The following is a 22,728-nucleotide window of genomic DNA, read 5'->3' on the forward strand; positions in this document are numbered from 1 at the left end:
AACATGATTGGTTACGATGCTATGGCTATCGGTAATCATGAATTCGACAATCCGCTTGACGTTTTAGCAAAACAAGAAGGTTGGGCTGAATTCCCCTTCCTTGCAGCAAACATCTATAAAGATGGCGAACGCATGTTTGACGCCTATAAAATTTTCAATAAATCTGGTATCAAAATAGCCGTTATAGGACTCACCACAGAGGACACCGCTAACATAGGTAACCCTGAATTTATCGGCGAGATTGAATTTAGAGATCCAAAAGTTGAAGCTAAAAACGTCATCGCTGAGCTAAAAGAAAAATACAATCCAGATATCATTATTGCTGCAACACATATGGGCCATTATCTAAATGGTGATAATGGTTCAAATGCGCCAGGTGATGTGCAACTTGCGCGTTATCTCGATGAAGGCGACCTAGACATGATCGTCGGTGGCCATTCACAAGAACCTGTTTGCATGGAAGGTGAACACCAATACGCTGATTTCAAACCCGGTCAAGTATGCAAACCCGATCAACAAAATGGTACCTATATTGTTCAAGCACACGAATGGGGTAAATATGTTGGCCGTGCTGATTACACCTTTAAAAACGGTGAGTTCATGCTGCAATCTTATAACCTTATCCCTGTTAACTTGAAGAAAAAAATTAAAAACGCGGATGGTAAAAAAGTGCGCGTACTTATTCAAGATGAGATAGCGCAAGATCAAGTAGTATACAACACATTAAAACCTTTCCAAGATAAAGGCCAAGTAGCGCTAAATATCCAAATCGGTCAAAGCAACGGTCTACTTCAAGGTGAACGTAACATCGTTCGTAACAACCAAACAAATCTCGGTCGCTTAATTGCAACATCACATATGCAACGCGCAAAAGCAGATTTTTCTATCATGAATTCAGGTGGCGTTCGTGCGTCTATTGAAGCTGGTAATATCACTTATAAAGACGTATTAACAGTACAACCGTTTGGCAATATCATCACTTATGTTGATATGACCGGCAAAGAAGTCATGGATTACCTCAATGTAGTGGGCACTAAGACCCGTGATTCAGGTGCTTATGCACAATTTGTTGGTATTTCGATGACGGTTACGAACGACAAGGTTACAAACGTAGTTATCGCGGGTAAACCACTTGATACAGCAGCAACTTATCGCTTCACTATCCCATCATTTAATGCAGCTGGCGGTGACGGTTATCCAAACATCACTGCTCACCCTGCATTTGTAAATACGGGTTATGTGGATGCTGAAGTACTAAAAGACTACATCCAGGCAAACTCTCCGATTAACGTCAATGATTCTGTACCTAAAGGTGAAATTAAGCACCTGTAATACAAATTTAATGAATTAATAATAAAGTAAAACAGCTCAAAATAAAAACAAAACTAAAATCGCACAATTTTGTGCGGTTAACACTTACAGAGATAAAACACATGTTAAAGAAAACTGCTCTTGCAATAGCTCTCTCTTCTTTATTCGTAGGTACAGCGGCTCAAGCGGTGACTGTATATCAAGCTGATAACGGCGACAAAGTAGAAGTTTACGGTGAAGTGGGCGTTGGCGGCCATTTCGGTGCAAATTACGAATCAGGTGAGTTTTACCGCGATAAAAACTTTATCGATGATAGCTTTGCAACGTTTGGTGTGAAAGGCACAAAAGAAGACGTTTACTACCGTCTAGAACTTGATTACCAGCGTGAAAACTGGAAGTACGGCTCAGGAGACATGGTATTAGCTATCGATAAGCTATTCCTGGGTTACAAACTTGATAAACACAACTCAATTGAAGTGGGTTTAACCGATACTGCATTTGATGATTACGACAAATATGGTGACTTCACATTCGATACAACGGTTGAAACTGGCGAAGCCGGTGACCAAGGCAGCACACTGAAATACGAAGGTCGTTTCGACACAATTCGTTTAGGAGTGTCTTATTCATATGAATCTGAATCTTCTTCAGGCTCTGCATTAGGTGACATCGTAAACGGTTACGTTGGCTACTTTGGTAAACAGCTATCTGCTGTTGTTGGCATGGAAATGCGTGCAGGCTCGGATAGTGAATCAAAATATGGAGAACAAATTCTGTATGGTTTCGGTATGCGTTACAACGTAAACGAAAAACTGGCACTAGGTGTTAATGCATTCTTTGAGCAAGAAGATATCGCAAAAGTTAAAGCAGCTAGTCATAAAGATCCTAGTAACTCAGAAAACAATACGTATGTTTACAGTGAATACACAAAATTGGAGAACAAAGGTGGTCTCATTTCTGTTCGCTATAAGCTAGCTGACAAATGGGAACTGACAGGTTCTTATAACTATGAAGAGTACGAAAGCTGGGATATTCACAGCACTAACCATACAGGCACTAAGACCCCAGAATGGGGAACTGAACGCGTATGGCAAACTGTTGGCGTGAATTATAAGCCTTTTCGATCTGTCGTTTTCTCGTTTGAGAAGAACTTCGGCGAATCAGCACAAAGTGCATACGCATACGCCCGTGTTTATTTCTAAGTCCAGTTACGTAACGAATATAGTTAACCAAATTTAAAGGCAAATTATGAATAAGAAAATTTTAGCCCTCGCTATTGGCGGCGTATTATCAGCAGGCGCTCAAGCTGCTACAATCGATAATATTTTAATTACAGAATATGTAGAACCTGATGGTGGTAACTTAAAAGCTTTAGAAATAAGCAATCTAGGAACAGGTGATTTTAGATTCCCAGATGACGTTTACATTTCAAAACAACAGAATGGTGACGCAGCAAAGTGGGCTTTGAGTATTAATAGTGAAAAGAAATCAACTCTTGAAGGAAAAGTACTTGCTGAAGGTAAAACGATTATTTTCCTCACTACACATGCTGATAGTGATGCTCTTAATACAAGTTTAACGACAGGCGGTACTAAAGTTATACGCACGGGGGTCATGGGCCATAATGGTAATGATGCTTTAGCTCTTGTAAAAGTTACAGATAGCAGTTCTATGGATAAATACGGTAATATTGATGGTACCAAGAAAGAGATTCTTGATATTGTTGGTGTAGCCGATAACGCGGACAACTGGGGCAAAAATGTAACACTCCGCCGTAAAGTCGCAATCACAGAGCAAAATATTACGTATGATATTGGAGAATGGAATTCACTACCAAATCCAAAAAATAATGTAATCACTACTGGACTAGGTACAATACCAAGCAACGATCCTGATTCAAGTGTACCACCAACTCCAGGTGTTCAATGCTCAACAGAGACTCAAACTGAAATTGGTGCGATTCAAGGTGAAGGCTTCAAATCACCACTAATTAAAAGTAGTTATGAAACAACCGAGGAATATAACGTGACAGGTGTAATATCAGGTGTTACGAAATATTTCCCAGTAAAAGGCTTTTATCTATATAAAAGTGATGGCGATGAGAGAACATCAGATGGTCTTTTTGTTAAAACAGACACTGATGCATCAGCGCTAATTGGCCAAACAGTTTGTGTGACAAGTAAGGTTTATGAAAACTACGGCCGTACCGAATTAAGATCTGACAATTGGGAAGTTGTAAACGCAACAGTTCAAGATGTACCAGCAACACCAGTTAAAATCATTGCAGCTGATACAACCCCTGAAAATGGCTTTAACTTTGATGCGACACTTGAACGTTATGAAAGTATGAAAGTGACGTTTACTGAAGATATGGATGACGCTAAAACTGGCGATCAAGATATGCGTGTAGCGAAGCCATATAGCTTTGATTATAGTGATTTCCGTACAAATTTAATGATATCGTACGAACGTCCAAATACGCATCCAAATCAAAGGTTTGCGGCTGGCAGCCAAGAGTCAAAAGATCAGAACACAGCTAACTTCCAACGTCGTGTTATCGTTGATACAGACCAAAAGGGTAAAGCAAGTAATATGCTTTATTATACGGATTTTGCTGCCAATCCTGCAAATAACTACGTTCGCATTGACGATAGTGTTATTGGTTTAGAGGGTATACTTACTTATAATTCTGCATATAAAAAATATGCTGATTTTTATCTTGTTGCACCTAATTCTAATATCACAGACTTGTCATTTAAGCATAATACAGACCGAACGACTGCGAAAGAACTTGCAGCTAGTTTGAATAAAGTACCAGATGGCGAAATTGAGATAAAAATTGCAACACAAAACGTATTAAACTTCTTCAACTCACCATTTGGTGGTGAAGAGAATAAGCACGGTGAAAACCGTGGTGCTGATAGTCAAAGCGAATACACGAAACAAAAAGCTAAAATTGTGGCCGCTGTTAGAGGGTTAGACGCTGACATTATCGGTCTAATGGAAATCGAAAATAATAGCTTTAATGACTTTAGTGCGATTAAAGATTTAGTAGACTCTGTCAATGAATATTATACTCAAGATCGCCCAAGCAAAGAACATTATAGTGACTCTATCTCAAAACGCTACGCGTTTGTTGGGTTTGATTCTAATGGCGACTTAGTTCTTGATAAAGAAGATTCTATCGGTTCAGATGCTATCACAAGCGGTATGCTTTATCGCCCTAAATCAGTTTCACTTAAAGATGTAAAAGTGATCTCTATGCCAAATCAACAGGATAAGCCTGTTGTGAATGATTATGGTGAAGTTGTTAAAAACTACAAAGGTGAAGTACTCGAAAGTGGTAAAAACTACCAACGTGATTCACTAGCCGTTACCTTTACAATTAACCAAACGGGTAAAGATTTAACAGTTGCAGTTAACCACCTTAAGTCAAAAGGTTCAACATGTGCTGAAGAATGGGATGGCGTTGATCTTGGAACTAAAACATCACTAAAATTTAACGAAGATAAATCTTTAGTTAAAGATGATGATTTCCAAGGCTCATGTGAAAACTTCCGCGTTGCTGCAGCTGTTCAACTCGGCACTGAAATGGCAAAAATAGAAGGTGATAAAGTACTTGTAGGCGATATGAACTCATACGCTCAAGAACACCCGATGCTTGTATTGACTAACATTCCAGCTGGAACAGAAGTTAAAGCTGCGCGAAATACTTTCATCGGCAAAAAACCTCAGTATGGTCAAGATGGAGCTATTATCACTGACTCATTTGGTTATCTAAACGCTGTAAGCATCAAAGATGCTCATGGTTGGAGCTATTCATATAATGATCACATTGGCTCTTTAGATCACGCATTAATCACACAGTCTCTAAAAGATCGTTTAGTTGATGCAACTGATTGGCATATTAATGCTGCTGAGTCACCTATTTATGACTACAACGAAGATCGTAAAGATAATAAAGCTGATGAATTCTATGTTGATGATGCATACCGTTCTTCAGATCATGATTCTGCAATTATTGTATTAAGCTATAAACACGCAGAAACTGAAAATGGTAAGCCCGTGCATTTAGTAAATAACCTATCAGGCTCAGTGAAAGTACCTTACAATATTCCTGTTTCAGCCGATGCTAAAGAAGGTGATATTGCAACAATTACTTTGACTCCTCTTGAACACTCTCCAGATATGGAACGAGTAACTTTACCAAACATAGCTTTAGATGATGGTCAATCATTAGTTGAATTTGAGATTTATGGTGCACCTTCAGGTCTATATAAAGCAACGATGGAACTTCAAAAACAGAGCGTTAAATCAAGTTCATCAACGGCTAATAATTCGAAAGTCGAACTTGAAATTAGCATTGCTAAAAAAGACTCTTTGGAGCCTAAGATTACAGTGCCAAAATCTGATGAATCAGGCGGTTCATTTAGTATCTTTGGTATCCTATCTCTACTTTGCTTAGGCTTCTTACGTAAGAAAGCTTGATTAATATCATTAATAAAAATAGATGGCTTTTAGCCATCTATTTTTTCTAATAACTCTTAATAATTTAATACTCTGAATATTTTTAATTTTTTAATTTTTTAATTTTTTAATTTTTTAATTTTTTAATTTAAATATATTTTCAATTATTAGATTTAGTTGTAATAAGGTTTCCCATGAAAAAAATACTCATAGCCTTAGCTATTTTAGCTACCTCTTCTCTTAATATTGCAATAGCTGCAAAAGGAGACATTTGCACAAACTGTCCAGATCTTTCACCGATTAAAGACGCAAGTAAATTTGTAGATGGTGACTACTATACTAAATCATTCAATGCCATAAACTCTAACCTAGCAACATTTCGAGCCGCTTTAATTGACGACATTTCAGCCGGTCAAAAACAACTGAGCTATAGCGAAGTATGGACAGCGCTAACTCACACAGATGAAGACCCAACTAACTCTAATGATATAATATTACTATATCGTGGCGATTCAATACCAAAAAATCATAACGCATCAACCAAACCCAAAGATGTTTCTCAGTCAGAGTTTAACGATTACTGGAATAGAGAGCACGTTTGGGCCAAAAGCCATGGTTTTCCAAATTCAGATCAGCGTGGTTATACAGATATACATCACTTACGTCCTTCAGATCAAACTGTAAACTCTGCACGTAGTAATAAAGATTTTGATGCAGGCGGTACACCAAACGCTGAAACAAATATCAATTTATCAACATCTACAACTTGGGAACCAAGAGATGCAGTGAAGGGCGATGTAGCTCGAATGATGCTATACATGGATGTACGTTATGACGTCGGCACTGCAACAGAAATGCCTGATCTTGTTCTTGTAAATAATACGGGAACAGTAGCAAGTAAGCTTGAAGATGGTCCAGCTAAATTTGGTAAATTATGCACACTTATTAAATGGAATTATGATGATCCAGTAGACTCATTTGAAAGAGAGCGTAATAACACAATTTACGAGTACCAAGGTAACCGTAATCCATTTATTGATCATAATGAGTGGGTTGATATTATTTATAAAGATGTCTGTCCGGGTATGACGGTTCCTTTCACGATTACAATTGATGCGATTGGTGAAGTTACTGAAAAAACAAAAGTAACATTAAAAGCTAACGCAAATACCCCCGGCACCTTAACCTATAGCTGGACTCAAAAACCAGGCTCACCAAAAGTAACGCTTGATACAAGCATTACTGGGTCTGCAAGTTTCACTGCTCCAGATATTCCAGATACACAATCTGCTGAATTCGAGTTTGAAGTTACAGTCACTAATGCAGATAAAGATACGGCTAGAGACACTGTTAAACTTATTATCAAAGATATAAATTATACTTCAACTTTTGATATTTCGGTTGCTGATGCTGAAGATAAGATTGAAGGCCAGCTTATTTCTTTAACGGTAAGTAGCCAAGAAGATAATGTTAGATATTACTGGAAACAATTATCAGGTCCTGAGGTTTCAATTATAAATCCTTATAAATCAACAGTTAAATTCACTGCACCTTCAGTAGATAAAGCATCAAAGCTAACTTTCCAAGTTGAAGCTACGAATGATAGTAATGGAAAAACGGCAATTAAAACGGTCAATTTCAATGTTGATCCAACAAACAGCAAATCTAGTAATAGCAGCGGTGGTTCATTTGCAATCTTCGGAACCCTATCTCTACTTGGTCTAGGCATGCTACGTCGGAAAGCTAAATAGTATTGTTACTTGATTCATTACTAACGAATAATTAAAAACAAGTCAAAAAAAGGCGAATAAACATTAGCTTATTCGCCTTTTTAATACGATGATTTTATAAACCCACCTCTAGTAGAACTACATAGCGGTATTATTTATAAAGCATTTCATTTTTTGGTTCAAAATCAGCGACGTTAATCGGTGAATTAGCTTCAATATACTCTTTCAACACTTCTGCATCAACATAGCCAGTATTGACAAATGCTGAGTGCGTAGTGATTTTTGGATAACCGTCACCACCCGCCGCATTAAACGATGGAATAGTGAAACGATAGGTTTTCTTCAAATCAATAGCATCACCCGCAATCACAACGTTAGAGACCTGCTTGTTTGCAACTGTCATCGAAATACCAGCGAACTGTGCGAACGCACCTGAATCTTTCGTCTTAGTAGCAACTACATTTAAGTAATCCATCACTTCAGCACCAGACATATCTACATAAGTCACGATGTTGCCAAATGGCTGTACGGTTAATACGTCTTTATATGTGATGACACCGGCCTCAATTGACGCACGTACGCCACCTGAATTCATAACACCGAAATCTGCTTTTGCACGTTGCATATGCGCTGTTGCAATCAAACGACCAAGGTTTGTTTGGTTGTTACGAACGACATTACGCTCACCTTGTAATAAACCATCAGACTGACCAATTTTGATACCCAATGCTGCTTGGCCTTTTTCTTGGAACGGTTGGAGTGTTGCGAAAACAACTGGATCTTGGGCGATCTCATCCTGGATTAATACACGTTTTTTCTTACCATCAACTTTGATTTTTTTCTTTAAGTTAACTGGAATAAGATTGTATGACTGTAATGTAAACTCACCATTTTTAAAGGTATAGTCCGCACGACCTACATATTTACCCCATTCATGTGCCTGTACGATATCAGTTCCATTTTGCACGTCAGGTGTACAGTCTTGACCTGGTTTAAATTTCGCGTATTCTGCGCCTTCCATACACACAGGTTCTTGTGAGTGACCGCCCACGATCATATCTAAATCACCTTCGTTCAGGTAGCGTGCTAACTGCACATCACCCGGAGCATTGGAACCGTTATCACCGTTAAGGTAATGACCCATGTGCGTTGCTGCTATGATCACATCTGGGTTTTCAGTTTCTTTCAATTCAGCAATAATGGCTTTGGCTTCCACTTTTGGATCTCGGAATTCCAGTTCGCTGATAAATTCAGGATTACCAATCTTTGCTGTATCTTCGGTCGTTAGGCCAATAACGGCAATTTTGATACCATCTTTATTAAAGATCTTGTAAGCATCAAACATACGCTTGCCATCTTTATAGATGTTAGCAGAGATGAATGGGAAGTTTGCCCAACCTTCTTGCTTCGCGAGTACGTCAAGCGGGTTATCAAATTCATGATTACCTAATGTCATCGCATCGTAACCAATCATGTTCATACCAATAAAATCTGGTTCAGCATCTTGCAGATCTGATTCTGGTACGCCGGTATTAATATCACCACCAGATAACAATAGTATAGAACCGCCTTCGGCTTTAACCTCTGCACGGATGTTATTAATCAGCGTAGCACGTGCAGCCATACCGCGTTCACCGTATTTATTCTGCCAGAAATTACCATGGTTATCATTGGTGTGTAAGATGGTGATATTGTATTCTTTATCTTGCTTCCATTCATGCTTAGGCTGTTGGTCTGTTGTAGCGCAACCCGCTGCAATAGCCATTGTTAAAGCAGAGAGCGCTATATTTTTAAGTTTCATAGGATTGTCCGATTAGTCAGGAATGTTAGGGAAATAAAGCCTCTATTAAAATAAGAGGCTTTATTTTAGATAATAACAAAGAAATTAAGCAACCATCAAGCAAGATACAGAGTGTTCTTCATCACCGCTTAACTGAGGTTTAGCCTCGGCACAACGTGTTTTCGCCACTGGGCAACGAGTACGGAATACACAGCCTGATGGCGGGCTCAACGGTGAAGGTAAATCACCTTCCAGCATTTCAATTTTTTTATTACGCTCAAGTACCGGATCCGGGATCGGCACTGCCGACATCAGGGCTCTGGTGTACGGATGCTTCGGCTCAGCAAACAAGGCTTTTGACTCACCCAGTTCTACTGCATTACCAAGATACATCACCAAAACGCGGTCAGAGATATGCTTAACAATTGATAAATCGTGGGCAATGAAGATCAAGCTTAAACCCAGATCTTTCTGCAGTGATTGTAATAAATTCACTACCTGCGCTTGAATTGATACATCCAATGCTGATACCGGTTCATCACAAATAATCATCTTAGGTTTTAAGATAAGCGCACGGGCAATACCAATACGCTGACACTGACCACCCGAGAACTCATGTGGATAACGATTGATGACATTTGGCAGTAAACCTACTTTGGTCATCATATCCTTCACTTGTTCTTTCACTTCCACATTAGAGAGTCGTGGAAAGAAAGTACGCAGCGGCTCAGCAATAATATCGCCCACCGTCATTCGCGGGTTTAGTGAGGCTAATGGGTCTTGGAAGATCATTTGAATTTCTTTACGCTTTTCACGCATTTCTTCGTGTGGTAATCGGGTTAGATCCTGACCTAACCAAACTACGTTGCCAGCAGCGGCTGGCACAAGTCCAATTAAGGCGCGGGCAAAGGTCGATTTACCACAACCTGACTCACCGACGACACCCAGGGTTTCACCTTCGTATAACTTGATACTAACACCGTCAACGGCTTTAAGCTTGCTCGGCGGAGCCCAAGGCCAGAACGACTTTGATGGAATATCAAATTGCACCTTCAGGTCATTCACTTCTAATAATAACTTTTTCTCTACGGCTACTAAATCTTTCTTGGCTACATCAGTCATTACCATTTCCCCTGGTCTGAGAAGCAGGCACGTAAACGGTCGCCAGCAAACGGGATTAATTGTGGTTGTTCTTGTTGACAGCTTTCTTGTGCACGATGGCAACGCTCTTGGTATGCGCAGCCTTTTGGCAATGATAACAAGTTAGGTGGATTACCCGGAATAGTCGGTAAAATATCACCTTCGGTATCTAAACGCGGGATCGACTTAAGTAGCCCTTCAGTGTAAGGATGACTTGGCGTATAGAAGATATCGTTCACCTTGCCATACTCCATCGTGCGACCAGCATACATCACTAGTACCTTGTCACAACTACCAGCAACAACCCCTAAATCATGAGTGATCATAATAATCGCAGTATTAAATTTATCTTTTAGTTCATTCAACAACTGCATGATCTGTGCTTGAATGGTTACATCCAATGCGGTTGTTGGTTCATCTGCAATAAGCAATTTAGGACGACATAACAATGCCATTGCGATCATAACACGCTGACGCATACCACCCGAGAATTCATGTGGATACATATTAATACGAACGCGAGCATCAGGTATTTTCACCGCCTCTAACATAAATACCGATTCTTCAAAGGCTTCTTTTTTACTCATGCCTTTATGTAAGATCAGCACTTCCATCATTTGCTGACTCACCTTCATATAAGGGTTGAGTGAAGTCATCGGGTCTTGAAAGATCATCGCGATTTGTTCTGCTCGAACATGGTTAAGTTCTTTTTCTGGTAAATTTAAGATCTCTTTACCTTCGAACTTAGCACTACCAGAAATAATACCGTTTTTCGCTAACAATCCCATGATCGCAAATACGGTTTGTGATTTACCTGAACCAGACTCACCAACAATACCCAGTGTTTCACCGGGATTGAGGGAAAAATTCAAATCATTAACCGCGGTGACAGTACCATCCGGGGTACTAAACTCAACGCGTAGATCTGTAACATTTAATAAGCTCATACGACTTCCTTAATCTTTATTTATCAGCCTTCTTGTGGGCTATCTATTTTTGATTTATCTATCTTTTGGGTCCAGCGCATCACGTAGACCGTCGCCAATATAGTTAAAGCAAAACAGTGTTAACACCATAAATGCAGCAGGAAAAGCTAATTGCCAAATCGCAATTTCCATGGTTTGTGCACCGTCTTGTAATAGGGCCCCCCAGCTTGTCATTGGCTCTTGCACGCCAAGACCAAGGAAACTTAAAAATGATTCCGTTAAGATCATGCTTGGGATCAACAGCGTTGAGTACACGGCCACAATACCCAATACATTCGGTACAATATGACGGGTAATAATGCCCCATTGGCTCACACCACACACGCGCGCCGCTTCGATAAACTCTTTATTGCGTAAACTTAAGGTTTGACCTCGTACAATACGCGCCATGTCTAACCAAGCAATGGCACCAATAGCCACAAAAATTAAGACAATGTCACGACCAAAAAATGTCACTAATACGATCACAAGAAACATAAATGGAATAGCATACAGAATCTCAAGGAAACGCATCATCACGCGGTCTGTTTTCCCACCGATAAAACCCGATGCAGCACCATATAGAGTACCGATGACAACAGCTACTAATGCGCCCATCACACCTACCATCATCGAAATTCGACCACCGATAAAGGTACGTACAAACAGGTCACGACCAAGACTGTCTGTACCAAAGAGGTGATCCCAAGAAGGTGGCTGATGCAATGCATACCAGTCTGTATCATCAAAAGCATGCTGGCTAAGCATAGGTACAAGAATAACCGACAAGGTGATTAAGAATAAAATACATAAACTCACCATGGCCGCTTTGTTACGCATAAAACGAATGCGGGCGTCTTGCCACAAACTGCGACCTTCAATTTCTAAATTTGTTGAGAAGTTGTTTAACGCTTCTACTTTGTCTGTTTTAGATAACATACCTAGTCCCTTAGTAGCGAATTTTCGGATCGATATAAGCAAGTAAAATATCAACGATTGCATTAAATAAGATGAATAAGAAACCAATCAAAATGGTCACGCCCATCACTAAGGAATAATCACGGTTAAACGCCGCGTTAACAAATAACTTACCAATACCCGGTAAACCAAAGATAGTTTCAATCACCACCGAGCCAGTAATAATGCCCACAAATGCAGGACCCATGTATGACACAACCGGTAACATAGCGGGCTTTAAGGCATGCTTCATAACGATATGCGGATAACTCAGACCTTTAGAACGCGCTGTACGAATAAAGTTACTGTTCATCACTTCAATCATACTGCCCCGGGTAATACGGGCAAATGTTGCAATATATAACATTGACATAGCAGCAACAGGCAAGATCATGTATGTCCAGGAACCGTCATTCCAGCCACCCGCAGGTAACCAGCCTAACTGAATAGAAAACAAGTAAATAAGTGCAGGCGCTAATACAAAGGAGGGCATGACCACCCCAATCATAGCGGTTGACATAATGCTATAATCAAACCACGTATTTTGCCGCAGCGCGGCAAGTGTGCCGATGGCGACGCCAAGTAATACCGTAAATATAAATGCGGCAATACCGATCTTGGTTGATACCGGTAAAGCGGCACTTACCAGTTCATTGACGGTAAAATCCTTGTATTTAAACGAAGGCCCTAAATCCCCCTGGATGACATTCGTTAAATACGTGGTGTATTGCTCAAGAACCGGTTTATCTAAACCATACTTGGCATTAATATTGGCCATCACTTGTGGCGGAAGTGTTCGCTCGCTTGAAAAAGGACTACCTGGTGCAAAACGCATCAGGAAAAAAGAAATGGTGATCAATACTAACATCGTCGGTATTGCTTCCAAAATACGTTTTAAAATGAATTTAAGCATAATTTCACTCAATCTATGATTATTTCAATGCAACAGAATACTGCATACAGTTGTCAGTATGCAGTACGATATTGCAAGAGGTATTTATTCTGCGATGATGTACATATCTTTAGAATAAAGTTTGTCTTCAGCGTTGTTATTCGCGTAGCCACCAACATGTGGATTAAGTAGGCGCGCTTTAACATACTGATAGATTGGAGCGATTGGCATATCTTTTGCTAGAAGGGTTTCTTGTGCGTAGTAAAGTGCCTGACGTTGCTCTTCAGATGTGGCGCGAAGGGCATCGGCCGTAAGCTTATCGTAATCAGCACTTTTATAGTGGATACCACCTGTGGTGTTTTTCCCTTCCATCAGCGATGTAAAGGTCGATGCTTCATTGTAATCACCACACCAACCGGCACGAGCGGCTTGGAAATCACCTTGCTTTTTCGATTCGAGGTAAGTTTTCCACTCTTGGTTTTCAAGCGTAACTTCAACACCTAAGTTTTTCTTCCACATTGAAGCAATTGCTACGGCAATCTTTTTGTGGTTTTCATTTGTGTTATAAAGCAAACTGAATTTCAGTGGATGGGTGTCATTATAACCCGCTTCTTCCAGCAACAATTTAGCCTTGGCATTACGTTCATCTTGAGTCATCTTGCCGTATGCTGGTAGTTCAGGGCTAAAGTTAGCCACAATCTCAGGCGTCAAGAAATAAGCTGGTTTTTCGCCTTTACCTGTAACAGCCCTAGTAATGATATCGCGGTCAATACTGTATGAGATCGCTTTACGTACGCGAACATCATCGAATGGCGGCTTATGGGTATTGAAATTATAATAATAAGAGCAAAGATCACCCTTAACGGCAACAGATTCAGGATGCTTTTTTTGCAGATTACGAAAATGCTCGTTCGGCATTTCATAAGTCATGTCAATTTCGCCCGCAAGGAAGCGATTCATTGCTGCAACAGGGCTCTCAATCGGTAGGTAAGTTACTTTTGATAACTTGGTATTTGCATTATCCCAATATTGTTCATTACGAACCAGTTCAAGACGCTCGTTAACGACCCAATTGCTTAGCACAAATGCACCATTACCAACAAAATTATCTGGTTTAGTCCATTTATCACCGTATTTCTCAATGGTTGCCTTATGCACAGGTCTAGCTGTGGTATGACCCATCATCATCACAAAATATGGGATTGAACTGTCAAGATTCACTTCTAAAGTGCGTGCATCCAGCGCTTTTACGCCCAGAGTCGATTTGTCTTTTTTACCCGCTATAATATCTGCCGCATTTTTCATGGTTGTCATTTCAAAATACCATGAATAAGGCGATGCTGTATTTGGATCAACAGCGCGCTGGAAGCTATATACAAAATCATCCGCCGTTACTGGATCACCGTTAGACCATTTTGCATCTTGACGCAGGTGGAAGATATATATTTTGTTATCTTTGGTTTCCCAACTTTCAGCAACTCCGGGAATGGTATTACCATCACGATCTTGATTCACCAAACCTTCTAATAAATCAAGAATAACATTCGTTTCCGGAACGCCTTCAGCTTTATGCGGGTCCAAAGAAGCCACTTCAGCACCGTTATTACGTACCAGTTCCTGAACTTTCGCTAATTTAATTTCAGTGCTAGCTGATGCATCCGGTGATTTTTTCACAACGGTTTTTTCTTCAGGCTTATCGCTACAAGCAGCTAAGGTAAGAGATAAACTAGTGGCAACCAATAAGGTGCGGGTTATTTTATTTTTTAACATGTACAAACTCCAGTACGAAAATTACATCCATGACCTTTACAATCCGTTTTATATTTCAATTTTTATTTAATTAAAATATCAAACATCTCTAAAGGAGTATTCTTCACAATAACAATTAATTCAGTTAATTACTATTAATTCTAAACTATCATCAAGCTACAACCGTTAATACCTACAATTCGATAATTATTAAGATTAAGTATCTAAATGTGACATTAATATACTTAATTCCCCCTCATTTGAACATATACTCCACAATCCGTCGGTATTAATACTTATGACTGACGAATAACTAGCTGAATCAATAGCTAAAATAAACGTTAGTGTGAGAGGATTCACGCTTTCGCTTTGTTTCGAAATCGAGCACGAACAAGTGTTGACACATTTTCAGATGAACTTATATGCTCACAAAACCAATCAAGACAACCTGTCTCGTTAGGTTTTTATAAGGATCACAAAATGAAACGGAACTTCAAAAATATAGCCCTTGCAACCGCTATTTCCAGCACAATGTTAATCACAACTCAAGCCAATGCAGGTTGGTTTGATAAACCCGAACCAACATTTGCTAAAACCCAATACCCGATTGTGATGGTAGGTGGCGCGTTTGCATTTGATAGTGCCATGGGCATTGATTATTGGTATGGCATTACCGACGCACTGCGTGAACAAGGTGCCGAGGTATATGTAACAAACCTGTCGAGTGCCGAGCTTAACGAAGTACGTGGTGAAGAATTGGTTTACGATATCGAGCAAATTTTAGCATTAACTGGCGCTGACAAAGTCAATCTTATCGCCCACAGCCAAGGCGCCCTCGCCTCACGCTTTGCCGCTAATGACGAGCGCCTTACAGATCGTATTGCGTCAGTATCCACATCGCACGGTATGAACAAAGGCACTCACTTTTCTGAAGGTTTTAGAAACGCGATTGAAGAAGGCAGTACGATTGAAACTATCGGTGTCACAGTGATCAATTTTGTTTTTAATACTCTCGAATTACTCTCAGCCAAAAAAGATGCCAGTGATGGTGATTACGATAGCCCTGAACGTGGCGGTCAAGACCTATTACGCCTTGCGCGGGCGACAGATAGAGAGCAAGTAGCACAGTATGCCGCAGAGTTCACTGACATGTCAGTGATGCCAACTCAAGACTGCATGACAATTAATAACGGTGAACAAGGTGAAGTTGACCCAAACTTTTACGGTCAAACAGAATCTAACGGTATTAAGTATTTCTCTTGGGGCGGTAATCAATACAGTACCAATTTACTTGATCCGCTCGACTCAATGTTAGTACCAATATTCGGGCTGTTCGTACCTAAATACAAAGACGAAGGTGGCTTTCTATGGGATGGACTAGTGCCTGTGTGTGGTCAAGCGATTGGTCAAGTCATCAAGCTCGATTATAACGCCAATCACTTTGATGCAATTAATCAATTAATGGGCCTAGGAAGCTGGAAATTAAATATCCCAGCAATCTACACGAAACATGCCAATATGCTTGCGCAACAAGGTTTATAGCATTTGCGTATTAAGTGATTGAATTGCAATAGATATTGAAACAAAAAGTCGGATAGCGCGACATGAATGTTCACAGACCAAAGCTTAAGAGAGCGCTGTTTTGGTCTTTTATCAGGATGATAAAATGCATAATATCAAAAAATCAGCAGCCATTATCAGCTTATTTATTATCAGTGGTACGGGTATTTATTTATCTGGTGATAACACGAATAACACAACAACTATGCCGCCGTATGCTAATACACAGAAAGAGAGCATCGCTGCCGAAATAAAAACAAGGTTCACATCGTCGATTATCTTACCTCATAAAATGATTCACAATCAAAAAAACGATAACATAAGCACCACAAGTACGGTTTCTTTGGCTAAGATTAATATGCCGAAATCATTGAGTAATACCGACTCAAGCAGTTTACTTCATATAGATAATGATAATCAGCTGATTTTAAATCATGATATTAAAGTATTATTTGATTATTTTTTCAGTTCAGAAGGTGACTTAACCTCTCCCGAACTACTGACCAGTATGCAACAATATATCTTGCAATTTTATCCACAACCAGCCGCACAGCAAGCATTAGTATTATTAAATAAGTACGTAGATTACAAGCAACAGATGCAAGATTTTCATGCGCAGAACTCAGCACTGCAAAATTTACCCGAACTCGATACTCTGAACTATCATGTAAGTAATACAGATAGGAGCGATACCTTACAAACCGTTGAAACCTTAATGCAAGATCGCCAGAATATGCGAGATAAAATATTCTCCATTGCAGAAAAAGATGCAATGTTTGGTCAGGAAATTAATTATGATCAATACATGCTAACCGTCGCAAAGCTCGATACTGATTTATCCCCAGCAGAACGTCAGCAGCAAATCGAACAAACCGCTCAACAATATTTAACGGATGCACAACAAGAGGCACGTAAACAAACCTTTATACTGCAAAATACGCCGCCTAACTTTCGTATTGACGATCGTGGTGAATGCCAAGGAAACAATCAAGACTTCACCCAACAGCAAGTGATCGCCTTATGCAACTTAGCCCGTAAAAGACTTGCACGCACGGAGTCAAACAGCTAACCCATAGCTCAAATAAAAAGGCTCATCACATAATGTTATCTATGTTGATGAACCTTTTTGCTATTTAGTGGTTACCTGACAGCCAACAAAGAAAGCACGAAGACTACTTGTTAGTAATCACACTGAGTGGCTCTGAGAGTTTCGCTTTACCTTGCATAATACTAATTTCTACACGGCGGTTACGGCGTAATTCACTTTCTTTATCCGTCAATGGTTGGGTATCAGCCATGCCCTGCACGATTAAGCGATTCTCATTGAATTCTTTAACCTTTAACATCTCATGTGCCACAGAAACAGCACGTTGACTCGACAAATCCCATTTAGAACGATAAAGCTCAGAATGTAATGTTTCTTTACCTGTGTGTCCGGCAACCGTAATCATCCCCGGTATTGTTGCTAATAGCTGTGCTACCTTTTGTATCACGGGACGAAAGCGTGGTTGTAAAAAGGCTGAACCGGCTGGAAATGAACCCTTTTCATTAATACGAATGATGATTTGCTGTCCCAGATTTTCAACCTCAACACCACCACTGTCTACTTCTTCTTTTAAAGCTTCTGCGAGAGCCTTGACTAGCTCACTAGTATCTTCCGTGACCTCGATATTTTCTGTTGGCGTATTATTACGGGTCGACGTTTCAGTGGATTTGCCACCATTACTGTCTTCTTCTAGTTTATTCTTACCACCCGCATTTTGATCTTCACCATCTTTGAAATCTAACTCTGCTTCACTATTATCAATGGTGTGCTGCATGATGGTTTCAATCGGCGTCGGATCCGGCCGGCCAGGACGAAATTCTTGTGCAATAACCGTAGTACCCTTGGGAATATTCTTTACATCAATTTGATTTTGTACACCAAAAGCAAATTGCATAGACCCCGCAATCTGCTTAAATTTAACCACATCCATTTCTGAGAATGACAGCAGCAATACAAAAAAGCACATTAACAGGCTCATTAAATCGGCAAAGGTACCCATCCACGCGGGGAGGCCAGGGGGTGGGCAATCACATTCATCAGACATACGTTATCTCTCTACTTACTCAGCGATCATCATGGTGTAAACTAAACGTCTGTATCCGCTAATCCTCGTTTTGATGAATGAAGGTAATTTTTTAATAAGCTTTCGATAACCCGAGGATTACGTCCTTCTTGAATACCTAAAATTGCATCCATAATCAGCGTATTATTCAGCATTTCTTCTTCAGAACGTAATTTCAATTTACCCGCAATCGGGATCGCAATCATATTCGCAAAAACCGCGCCGTATAGCGTTGTTAACAAAGCAACCGCCATTGCCGGACCAATCGATTTAGGATCATCCATATTTGATAACATAGCCACCAGACCAATCAGGGTACCAATCATGCCCATCGCAGGAGCAACCTCACCAATCATATTAAATACATGAATACCTGCTTTATGGCGAGCAGTGGTCAGTTTAATGTCTTTTTGCAATGTCTGACTGACGACAGTTGCATCATGACCATCCACTAATAAGTCGATGCCTTTTTGCATAAATTCATTTTTCACTTCAGCTTCTTCAAGCGCTAAGAACCCGCCTTTACGTGCTGCATCCGCCATTTCAACCGCTTGTTCGATTAACTCTTCAGGCTTGTCTATTTTAAACATGAATGCTTTTACAGCGATTTTTGCTGCGGCTAAGAACTGCCCAAAATTAAAATGCATTAATACCACAAACAGTGAACCAACAAATACAATCAATACCGATTGCGTATCAACAAACGTGCTTATATCGCCGCCCAGCACCATAGCCATTACTACAAACGCAAACGAGCCGACTAATCCTATTAAAGTTGCTAAATCCACAACATTCCCCATCCCAAGCAAATTATCATCATATTTATAGCGAGTGTATTCTTGATCTATATCGGCAAGCAAATAAAATTCTTAAGTAATCTTATCCTGCTTATTACTGGCATCGCACAGTTAAGCTGTCTATACCTTATTAACTTGGGTATAATACCTGAGTATATTATCAGAGGGACACCCGATGGCGGTAAAAAAACCAGAAAATATGACGTTCGAGGCGTCTATCACAGAGCTAGAGACAATTGTGAACAGTCTAGAGCAAGGTGATTGTGAGCTTGATAATGCGTTAAAGCAATTTGAACGTGGCATTAGTTTAACACGCGCGAGCTCGCAGAAACTTCAGCATGCTGAACAGCAAGTAGCCATATTACTCGCCGACGGTGACCAGCAAACGCTTTCTCCCTTCAACTCTGACAGTAGTAATTAAATAGTGCAGCTTTCAAATTCTATTACCCAATATCAGGGTCGTATCAATGGCTATTTGCAACAGCAAATAAACTTGCTACCAACACATGACACCCAACTTGCAGCCGCGATGGAATATGGCCTATTACAAGGCGGTAAACGTATTCGCCCAGTGATCGTATATGCAGTAGGCGAAATGCTAGGCGTAAATCTTCGCGATCTTGATGGTCCAGCCGCCGCAATCGAATCAATTCATGCGTATTCATTAATTCATGATGATTTACCTGCGATGGACGATGATGACCTACGCCGCGGTCAACCGACTTGCCACATTAAATTTGACCATGCGACCGCGATCTTAGCCGGTGATGCCTTGCAACCTTTTGCGTTTGAATTGTTACTTGATTGCACACTAGCACCTGAAGCCGAAAAAAATCGTTTAGCCATGTTGAAATCGCTAACCCAAGCAAGTGGCTATAGCGGTATGTGCGGTGGTCAAGCAATGGACCTAGCTGCGACAGATAAACAGATCTCACTGGCACAACTTGAAGCGATCCACAATAATAAAACTGGTGCGATAATCAATTGCGCAGCTAAATTGGGTTGCCTCGCATCGCCACATTGCTCGATTGAATTATTAGCAGCGCTGGATAAATGGTCTAACGCCATCGGTTTAGCATTTCAAGTACAAGATGACATTCTCGATATTATCAGTGATACTGAAACGCTCGGAAAACCTCAAGGTTCAGACGTTGAATTAAATAAGTCAACATACCCGGCATTACTCGGTTTAGCTGGAGCTCAAGAAAAAGCCCAAGCGCTGTATCAACAAGCGATGTTCGCCTTAGAAACAATCCCACATGATACGACCGTTCTCGCTTTATTTACGCAGTACATCATCGAGCGAAATAAGTAACAGATTCTAACAAAGTATAAAATTATAAAATTATGAGCTTAGATATTTCGAATTACCCTACATTGGCATTAGCAGACATCCCTGAAGAGTTGCGCCAATTACCAGCGGATCGTCTGGATGACTTATGTGATGAACTGCGTAGCTATTTATTACACACCGTCGGTAAAAGTGGCGGTCACTTTGCTTCAGGCTTAGGTGTCGTAGAATTAACGGTTGCCCTGCATTATGTTTATAACACACCATACGACAAATTATTATGGGATGTAGGTCATCAAGCCTACCCGCACAAAATTTTAACAGGTCGTCGTGACCGTATGTCAACAATCCGCCAGAAAGGTGGTTTACATCCATTCCCTTGGCGTGATGAAAGTGAGTATGATCACCTTAATGTCGGTCATTCATCAACATCAATCAGCGCGGCTCTCGGTCTTGCCGTTGCTGCTGATCAAGAAGATAAAAACCGTAAAACGGTCGCTATTATTGGTGATGGAGCTATTACTGGCGGTATGGCATTTGAAGCGTTAAACCATGCTGGCCATATCGACAAAGACGTACTGGTTATTTTAAATGATAACGATATGTCTATTTCAGAAAACGTCGGTGCGGTAAACAAACACTTAGCAAAATTATTGTCCGGTGTTGCTTACTCAAGTTTCCGTGAAAACGGTAAGAAAGTACTGTCAGGTATTCCACCAATTAAAGAGCTTGCCCGTCGCGCCGAAGAACATCTAAAAGGCATGGTGGTACCGAGCACATTATTCGAAGAATTCGGATTTAACTATATTGGTCCAATTGATGGTCATGATGTGAATGGCTTGGTTGAAACACTACGTAATATGCGTAGTCTTAAAGGCCCACAATTCTTACACGTAATCACCAAAAAAGGTAAAGGTTACGCGCCAGCCGAGCAAGATCAGCTTGGTTATCACGCCGTTCCTAAGTTCAATCCCGAAGAAGATACATTACCTGTTGCTGCCGTATCAAAACCAACGTTCTCAAAAATATTTGGTAATTGGTTATGCGACGTAGCGGCAACGGATAAAAAGTTAGCGGCTGTAACACCAGCGATGGGGGCAGGTTCAGGTATGATCAAGTTCTCTGAAACCTATCCTCAACAATATTTTGATGTAGCAATTGCAGAACAGCACTGTGTAACTTTCGCTGCAGGTCTCGCTATTGGTGGTCATAAACCTGTGGTTGCTATCTATTCTACGTTTTTACAACGTGGCTACGATCAGCTGATCCACGATGTGGCCATTCAGGATATTTCTGTATTATTTGCCATTGACCGTGCAGGTCTAGTGGGCGCTGATGGTCAAACTCACCAAGGTGCGTTTGATATTAGCTTTATGCGTTGTATTCCGAAAATGGTGATCATGACGCCAAGTGACGAAAATGAATGTCGTCAGATGCTGCATACAGGTTACCAGTATAATGGTCCAGCTGCTGTACGTTACCCGCGTGGCAGCGGTACTGGCATTGATGTTGAGCAAGCATTTACTAAATTTGAAATCGGTAAAGGTATCGTTCGTCGTCAGGGTGAGAAAGTAGCCATCTTATGTTTCGGGACCTTAATGCATAACGCTATGCCAGCGGCCGAACGTTTAAATGCGACCGTTGTTGATATGCGCTTTGCGAAACCATTGGATGAAGCACTGTTAGCTGAGATGGCGAATAGCCATGATATTTTAGTCACACTTGAAGATGGCGCGATTATGGGGGGCGCAGGTTCTGGTGTGAATGAATACCTAATGGCGAACAAGTTAATGACACCAACATTAAACCTAGGTCTGCCAGATAAGTTTATTCACCAAGGTACTCAAGATGAGATCTACGCTGAATTAGGCCTAGACGATCTTGGTATTGAAGCGAGCATTAAGGCCTTTATCGCCTTATAATTTTAATGATTATAAATTGCTCGCCATTAAAAAAGGCGCTACTCGATTAATATCAAGTA

At 40.4% G+C, this 22,728-nt stretch carries 17 protein-coding genes; 9 read left to right on the forward strand and 8 right to left on the reverse strand.

Annotated features, from left to right (window positions below):
• The 4 genes from ushA (BT797_RS10225) to BT797_RS10240 form a co-directional block, all read left to right on the forward strand.
• Nucleotides 1-1,332: bifunctional UDP-sugar hydrolase/5'-nucleotidase UshA (gene ushA, locus BT797_RS10225; protein ID WP_075471960.1), on the forward strand; the 1,332-nt coding region annotated here is incomplete at its 5' end.
• 101 nt (nucleotides 1,333-1,433) lie between these two features.
• On the forward strand, nucleotides 1,434-2,513 hold the full coding sequence (locus tag BT797_RS10230; RefSeq protein ID WP_075471961.1) for a porin: 1,080 nt from the start codon (nucleotides 1,434-1,436) through the stop codon (nucleotides 2,511-2,513).
• Between the two features lie 46 nt (nucleotides 2,514-2,559).
• Nucleotides 2,560-5,799, forward strand: coding sequence for an ExeM/NucH family extracellular endonuclease (locus BT797_RS10235; RefSeq protein WP_075471963.1), 3,240 nt, complete (start codon nucleotides 2,560-2,562; stop codon nucleotides 5,797-5,799).
• A gap of 173 nt (nucleotides 5,800-5,972) precedes the next feature.
• Nucleotides 5,973-7,529: an endonuclease I family protein gene (locus BT797_RS10240; protein ID WP_075471964.1), complete on the forward strand. Its 1,557-nt coding sequence runs from the start codon at nucleotides 5,973-5,975 to the stop codon at nucleotides 7,527-7,529.
• A 130-nt stretch (nucleotides 7,530-7,659) separates the two neighbouring features.
• Here BT797_RS10240 and ushA (BT797_RS10245) read toward each other — a convergent pair whose 3' ends face one another.
• From ushA (BT797_RS10245) to BT797_RS10270, 6 genes are all read right to left on the reverse strand, one after another.
• Nucleotides 7,660-9,309 (reverse strand): bifunctional UDP-sugar hydrolase/5'-nucleotidase UshA, encoded by a 1,650-nt coding sequence (gene ushA / locus BT797_RS10245; protein WP_075471966.1) that lies wholly within the window; start codon nucleotides 9,307-9,309, stop codon nucleotides 7,660-7,662.
• An 84-nt stretch (nucleotides 9,310-9,393) separates the two neighbouring features.
• Nucleotides 9,394-10,416, reverse strand: coding sequence for a murein tripeptide/oligopeptide ABC transporter ATP binding protein OppF (gene oppF, locus BT797_RS10250; RefSeq protein WP_045111711.1), 1,023 nt, complete (start codon nucleotides 10,414-10,416; stop codon nucleotides 9,394-9,396).
• On the reverse strand, nucleotides 10,410-11,375 hold the full coding sequence (oppD, locus tag BT797_RS10255; protein ID WP_045111712.1) for an ABC transporter ATP-binding protein: 966 nt from the start codon (nucleotides 11,373-11,375) through the stop codon (nucleotides 10,410-10,412). The genes oppF and oppD overlap by 7 nt, the downstream gene beginning before the upstream one ends.
• A gap of 54 nt (nucleotides 11,376-11,429) precedes the next feature.
• The gene (oppC, locus tag BT797_RS10260; RefSeq protein ID WP_075471968.1) at nucleotides 11,430-12,332 is read right to left on the reverse strand and encodes an oligopeptide ABC transporter permease OppC; all 903 of its coding nucleotides are present in this window, start codon (nucleotides 12,330-12,332) and stop codon (nucleotides 11,430-11,432) included.
• Nucleotides 12,333-12,342: 10 nt separating this feature from the next.
• The gene (oppB, locus tag BT797_RS10265; RefSeq protein ID WP_075471969.1) at nucleotides 12,343-13,263 is read right to left on the reverse strand and encodes an oligopeptide ABC transporter permease OppB; all 921 of its coding nucleotides are present in this window, start codon (nucleotides 13,261-13,263) and stop codon (nucleotides 12,343-12,345) included.
• A gap of 84 nt (nucleotides 13,264-13,347) precedes the next feature.
• On the reverse strand, nucleotides 13,348-15,012 hold the full coding sequence (locus BT797_RS10270; protein WP_075471972.1) for an ABC transporter substrate-binding protein: 1,665 nt from the start codon (nucleotides 15,010-15,012) through the stop codon (nucleotides 13,348-13,350).
• 459 nt (nucleotides 15,013-15,471) lie between these two features.
• Here BT797_RS10270 and BT797_RS10275 point away from each other — a divergent pair, with 459 nt between their 5' ends.
• Both BT797_RS10275 and BT797_RS10280 read left to right on the forward strand, forming a co-directional pair.
• Complete coding sequence (locus BT797_RS10275) at nucleotides 15,472-16,533, forward strand: esterase/lipase family protein (protein WP_075471974.1); 1,062 nt, start codon at nucleotides 15,472-15,474, stop codon at nucleotides 16,531-16,533.
• A 124-nt stretch (nucleotides 16,534-16,657) separates the two neighbouring features.
• Complete coding sequence (locus BT797_RS10280; protein ID WP_075471976.1) at nucleotides 16,658-17,620, forward strand: lipase secretion chaperone; 963 nt, start codon at nucleotides 16,658-16,660, stop codon at nucleotides 17,618-17,620.
• A gap of 103 nt (nucleotides 17,621-17,723) precedes the next feature.
• Here BT797_RS10280 and BT797_RS10285 read toward each other — a convergent pair whose 3' ends face one another.
• Together BT797_RS10285 and pomA are read right to left on the reverse strand one after the other, a co-directional pair.
• A complete protein-coding gene (locus BT797_RS10285) occupies nucleotides 17,724-18,641 on the reverse strand; it encodes a flagellar motor protein MotB (protein WP_045111719.1) in 918 nt (305 codons plus the stop codon).
• 41 nt (nucleotides 18,642-18,682) lie between these two features.
• Nucleotides 18,683-19,447, reverse strand: a complete 765-nt coding sequence (pomA, locus tag BT797_RS10290) for a flagellar motor protein PomA (protein WP_045112665.1) — start codon at nucleotides 19,445-19,447, stop codon at nucleotides 18,683-18,685.
• Nucleotides 19,448-19,631: 184 nt separating this feature from the next.
• On the opposite strand from pomA, the gene xseB reads away from it, so the two are divergent.
• From xseB to dxs, 3 genes are read left to right on the forward strand one after another with little or no spacing between them, the layout of a single operon-like run.
• The gene (gene xseB, locus BT797_RS10295) at nucleotides 19,632-19,877 is read left to right on the forward strand and encodes an exodeoxyribonuclease VII small subunit (RefSeq protein WP_067041278.1); all 246 of its coding nucleotides are present in this window, start codon (nucleotides 19,632-19,634) and stop codon (nucleotides 19,875-19,877) included.
• A gap of 3 nt (nucleotides 19,878-19,880) precedes the next feature.
• Nucleotides 19,881-20,771 carry a (2E,6E)-farnesyl diphosphate synthase gene (ispA, locus tag BT797_RS10300; RefSeq protein WP_045111721.1) on the forward strand — a complete coding sequence of 297 codons (891 nt, stop codon included), beginning with the start codon at nucleotides 19,881-19,883 and terminating at the stop codon, nucleotides 20,769-20,771.
• A 32-nt stretch (nucleotides 20,772-20,803) separates the two neighbouring features.
• Nucleotides 20,804-22,669 (forward strand): 1-deoxy-D-xylulose-5-phosphate synthase, encoded by a 1,866-nt coding sequence (gene dxs / locus BT797_RS10305; protein WP_075471978.1) that lies wholly within the window; start codon nucleotides 20,804-20,806, stop codon nucleotides 22,667-22,669.
• Nucleotides 22,670-22,728: the final 59 nt, after the last annotated feature.

It is taken from the genome of Moritella viscosa, assembly GCF_900120065.1.
GTDB classification, from domain to species: Bacteria; Pseudomonadota; Gammaproteobacteria; order Enterobacterales; family Moritellaceae; genus Moritella; species Moritella viscosa.

Bases quoted from the DNA above. Each gene is read 5' to 3' on its own strand.
- BT797_RS10240 (WP_075471964.1), top strand. From the start codon at position 5,973: ATGAAAAAAATACTCATAGCCTTAGCTATTTTAGCTACCTCTTCTCTT.
- oppC (WP_075471968.1), bottom strand. From the start codon at position 12,332: ATGTTATCTAAAACAGACAAAGTAGAAGCGTTAAACAACTTCTCAACA.
- oppB (WP_075471969.1), bottom strand. From the start codon at position 13,263: ATGCTTAAATTCATTTTAAAACGTATTTTGGAAGCAATACCGACGATG.
- BT797_RS10270 (WP_075471972.1), bottom strand. From the start codon at position 15,012: ATGTTAAAAAATAAAATAACCCGCACCTTATTGGTTGCCACTAGTTTA.
- xseB (WP_067041278.1), top strand. From the start codon at position 19,632: ATGGCGGTAAAAAAACCAGAAAATATGACGTTCGAGGCGTCTATCACA.
- BT797_RS10230 (WP_075471961.1), top strand. From the start codon at position 1,434: ATGTTAAAGAAAACTGCTCTTGCAATAGCTCTCTCTTCTTTATTCGTA.
- BT797_RS10275 (WP_075471974.1), top strand. From the start codon at position 15,472: ATGAAACGGAACTTCAAAAATATAGCCCTTGCAACCGCTATTTCCAGC.
- BT797_RS10285 (WP_045111719.1), bottom strand. From the start codon at position 18,641: ATGTCTGATGAATGTGATTGCCCACCCCCTGGCCTCCCCGCGTGGATG.
- oppD (WP_045111712.1), bottom strand. From the start codon at position 11,375: ATGAGCTTATTAAATGTTACAGATCTACGCGTTGAGTTTAGTACCCCG.
- oppF (WP_045111711.1), bottom strand. From the start codon at position 10,416: ATGGTAATGACTGATGTAGCCAAGAAAGATTTAGTAGCCGTAGAGAAA.
- dxs (WP_075471978.1), top strand. From the start codon at position 20,804: ATGAGCTTAGATATTTCGAATTACCCTACATTGGCATTAGCAGACATC.
- BT797_RS10235 (WP_075471963.1), top strand. From the start codon at position 2,560: ATGAATAAGAAAATTTTAGCCCTCGCTATTGGCGGCGTATTATCAGCA.
- BT797_RS10280 (WP_075471976.1), top strand. From the start codon at position 16,658: ATGCATAATATCAAAAAATCAGCAGCCATTATCAGCTTATTTATTATC.
- ushA (WP_075471966.1), bottom strand. From the start codon at position 9,309: ATGAAACTTAAAAATATAGCGCTCTCTGCTTTAACAATGGCTATTGCA.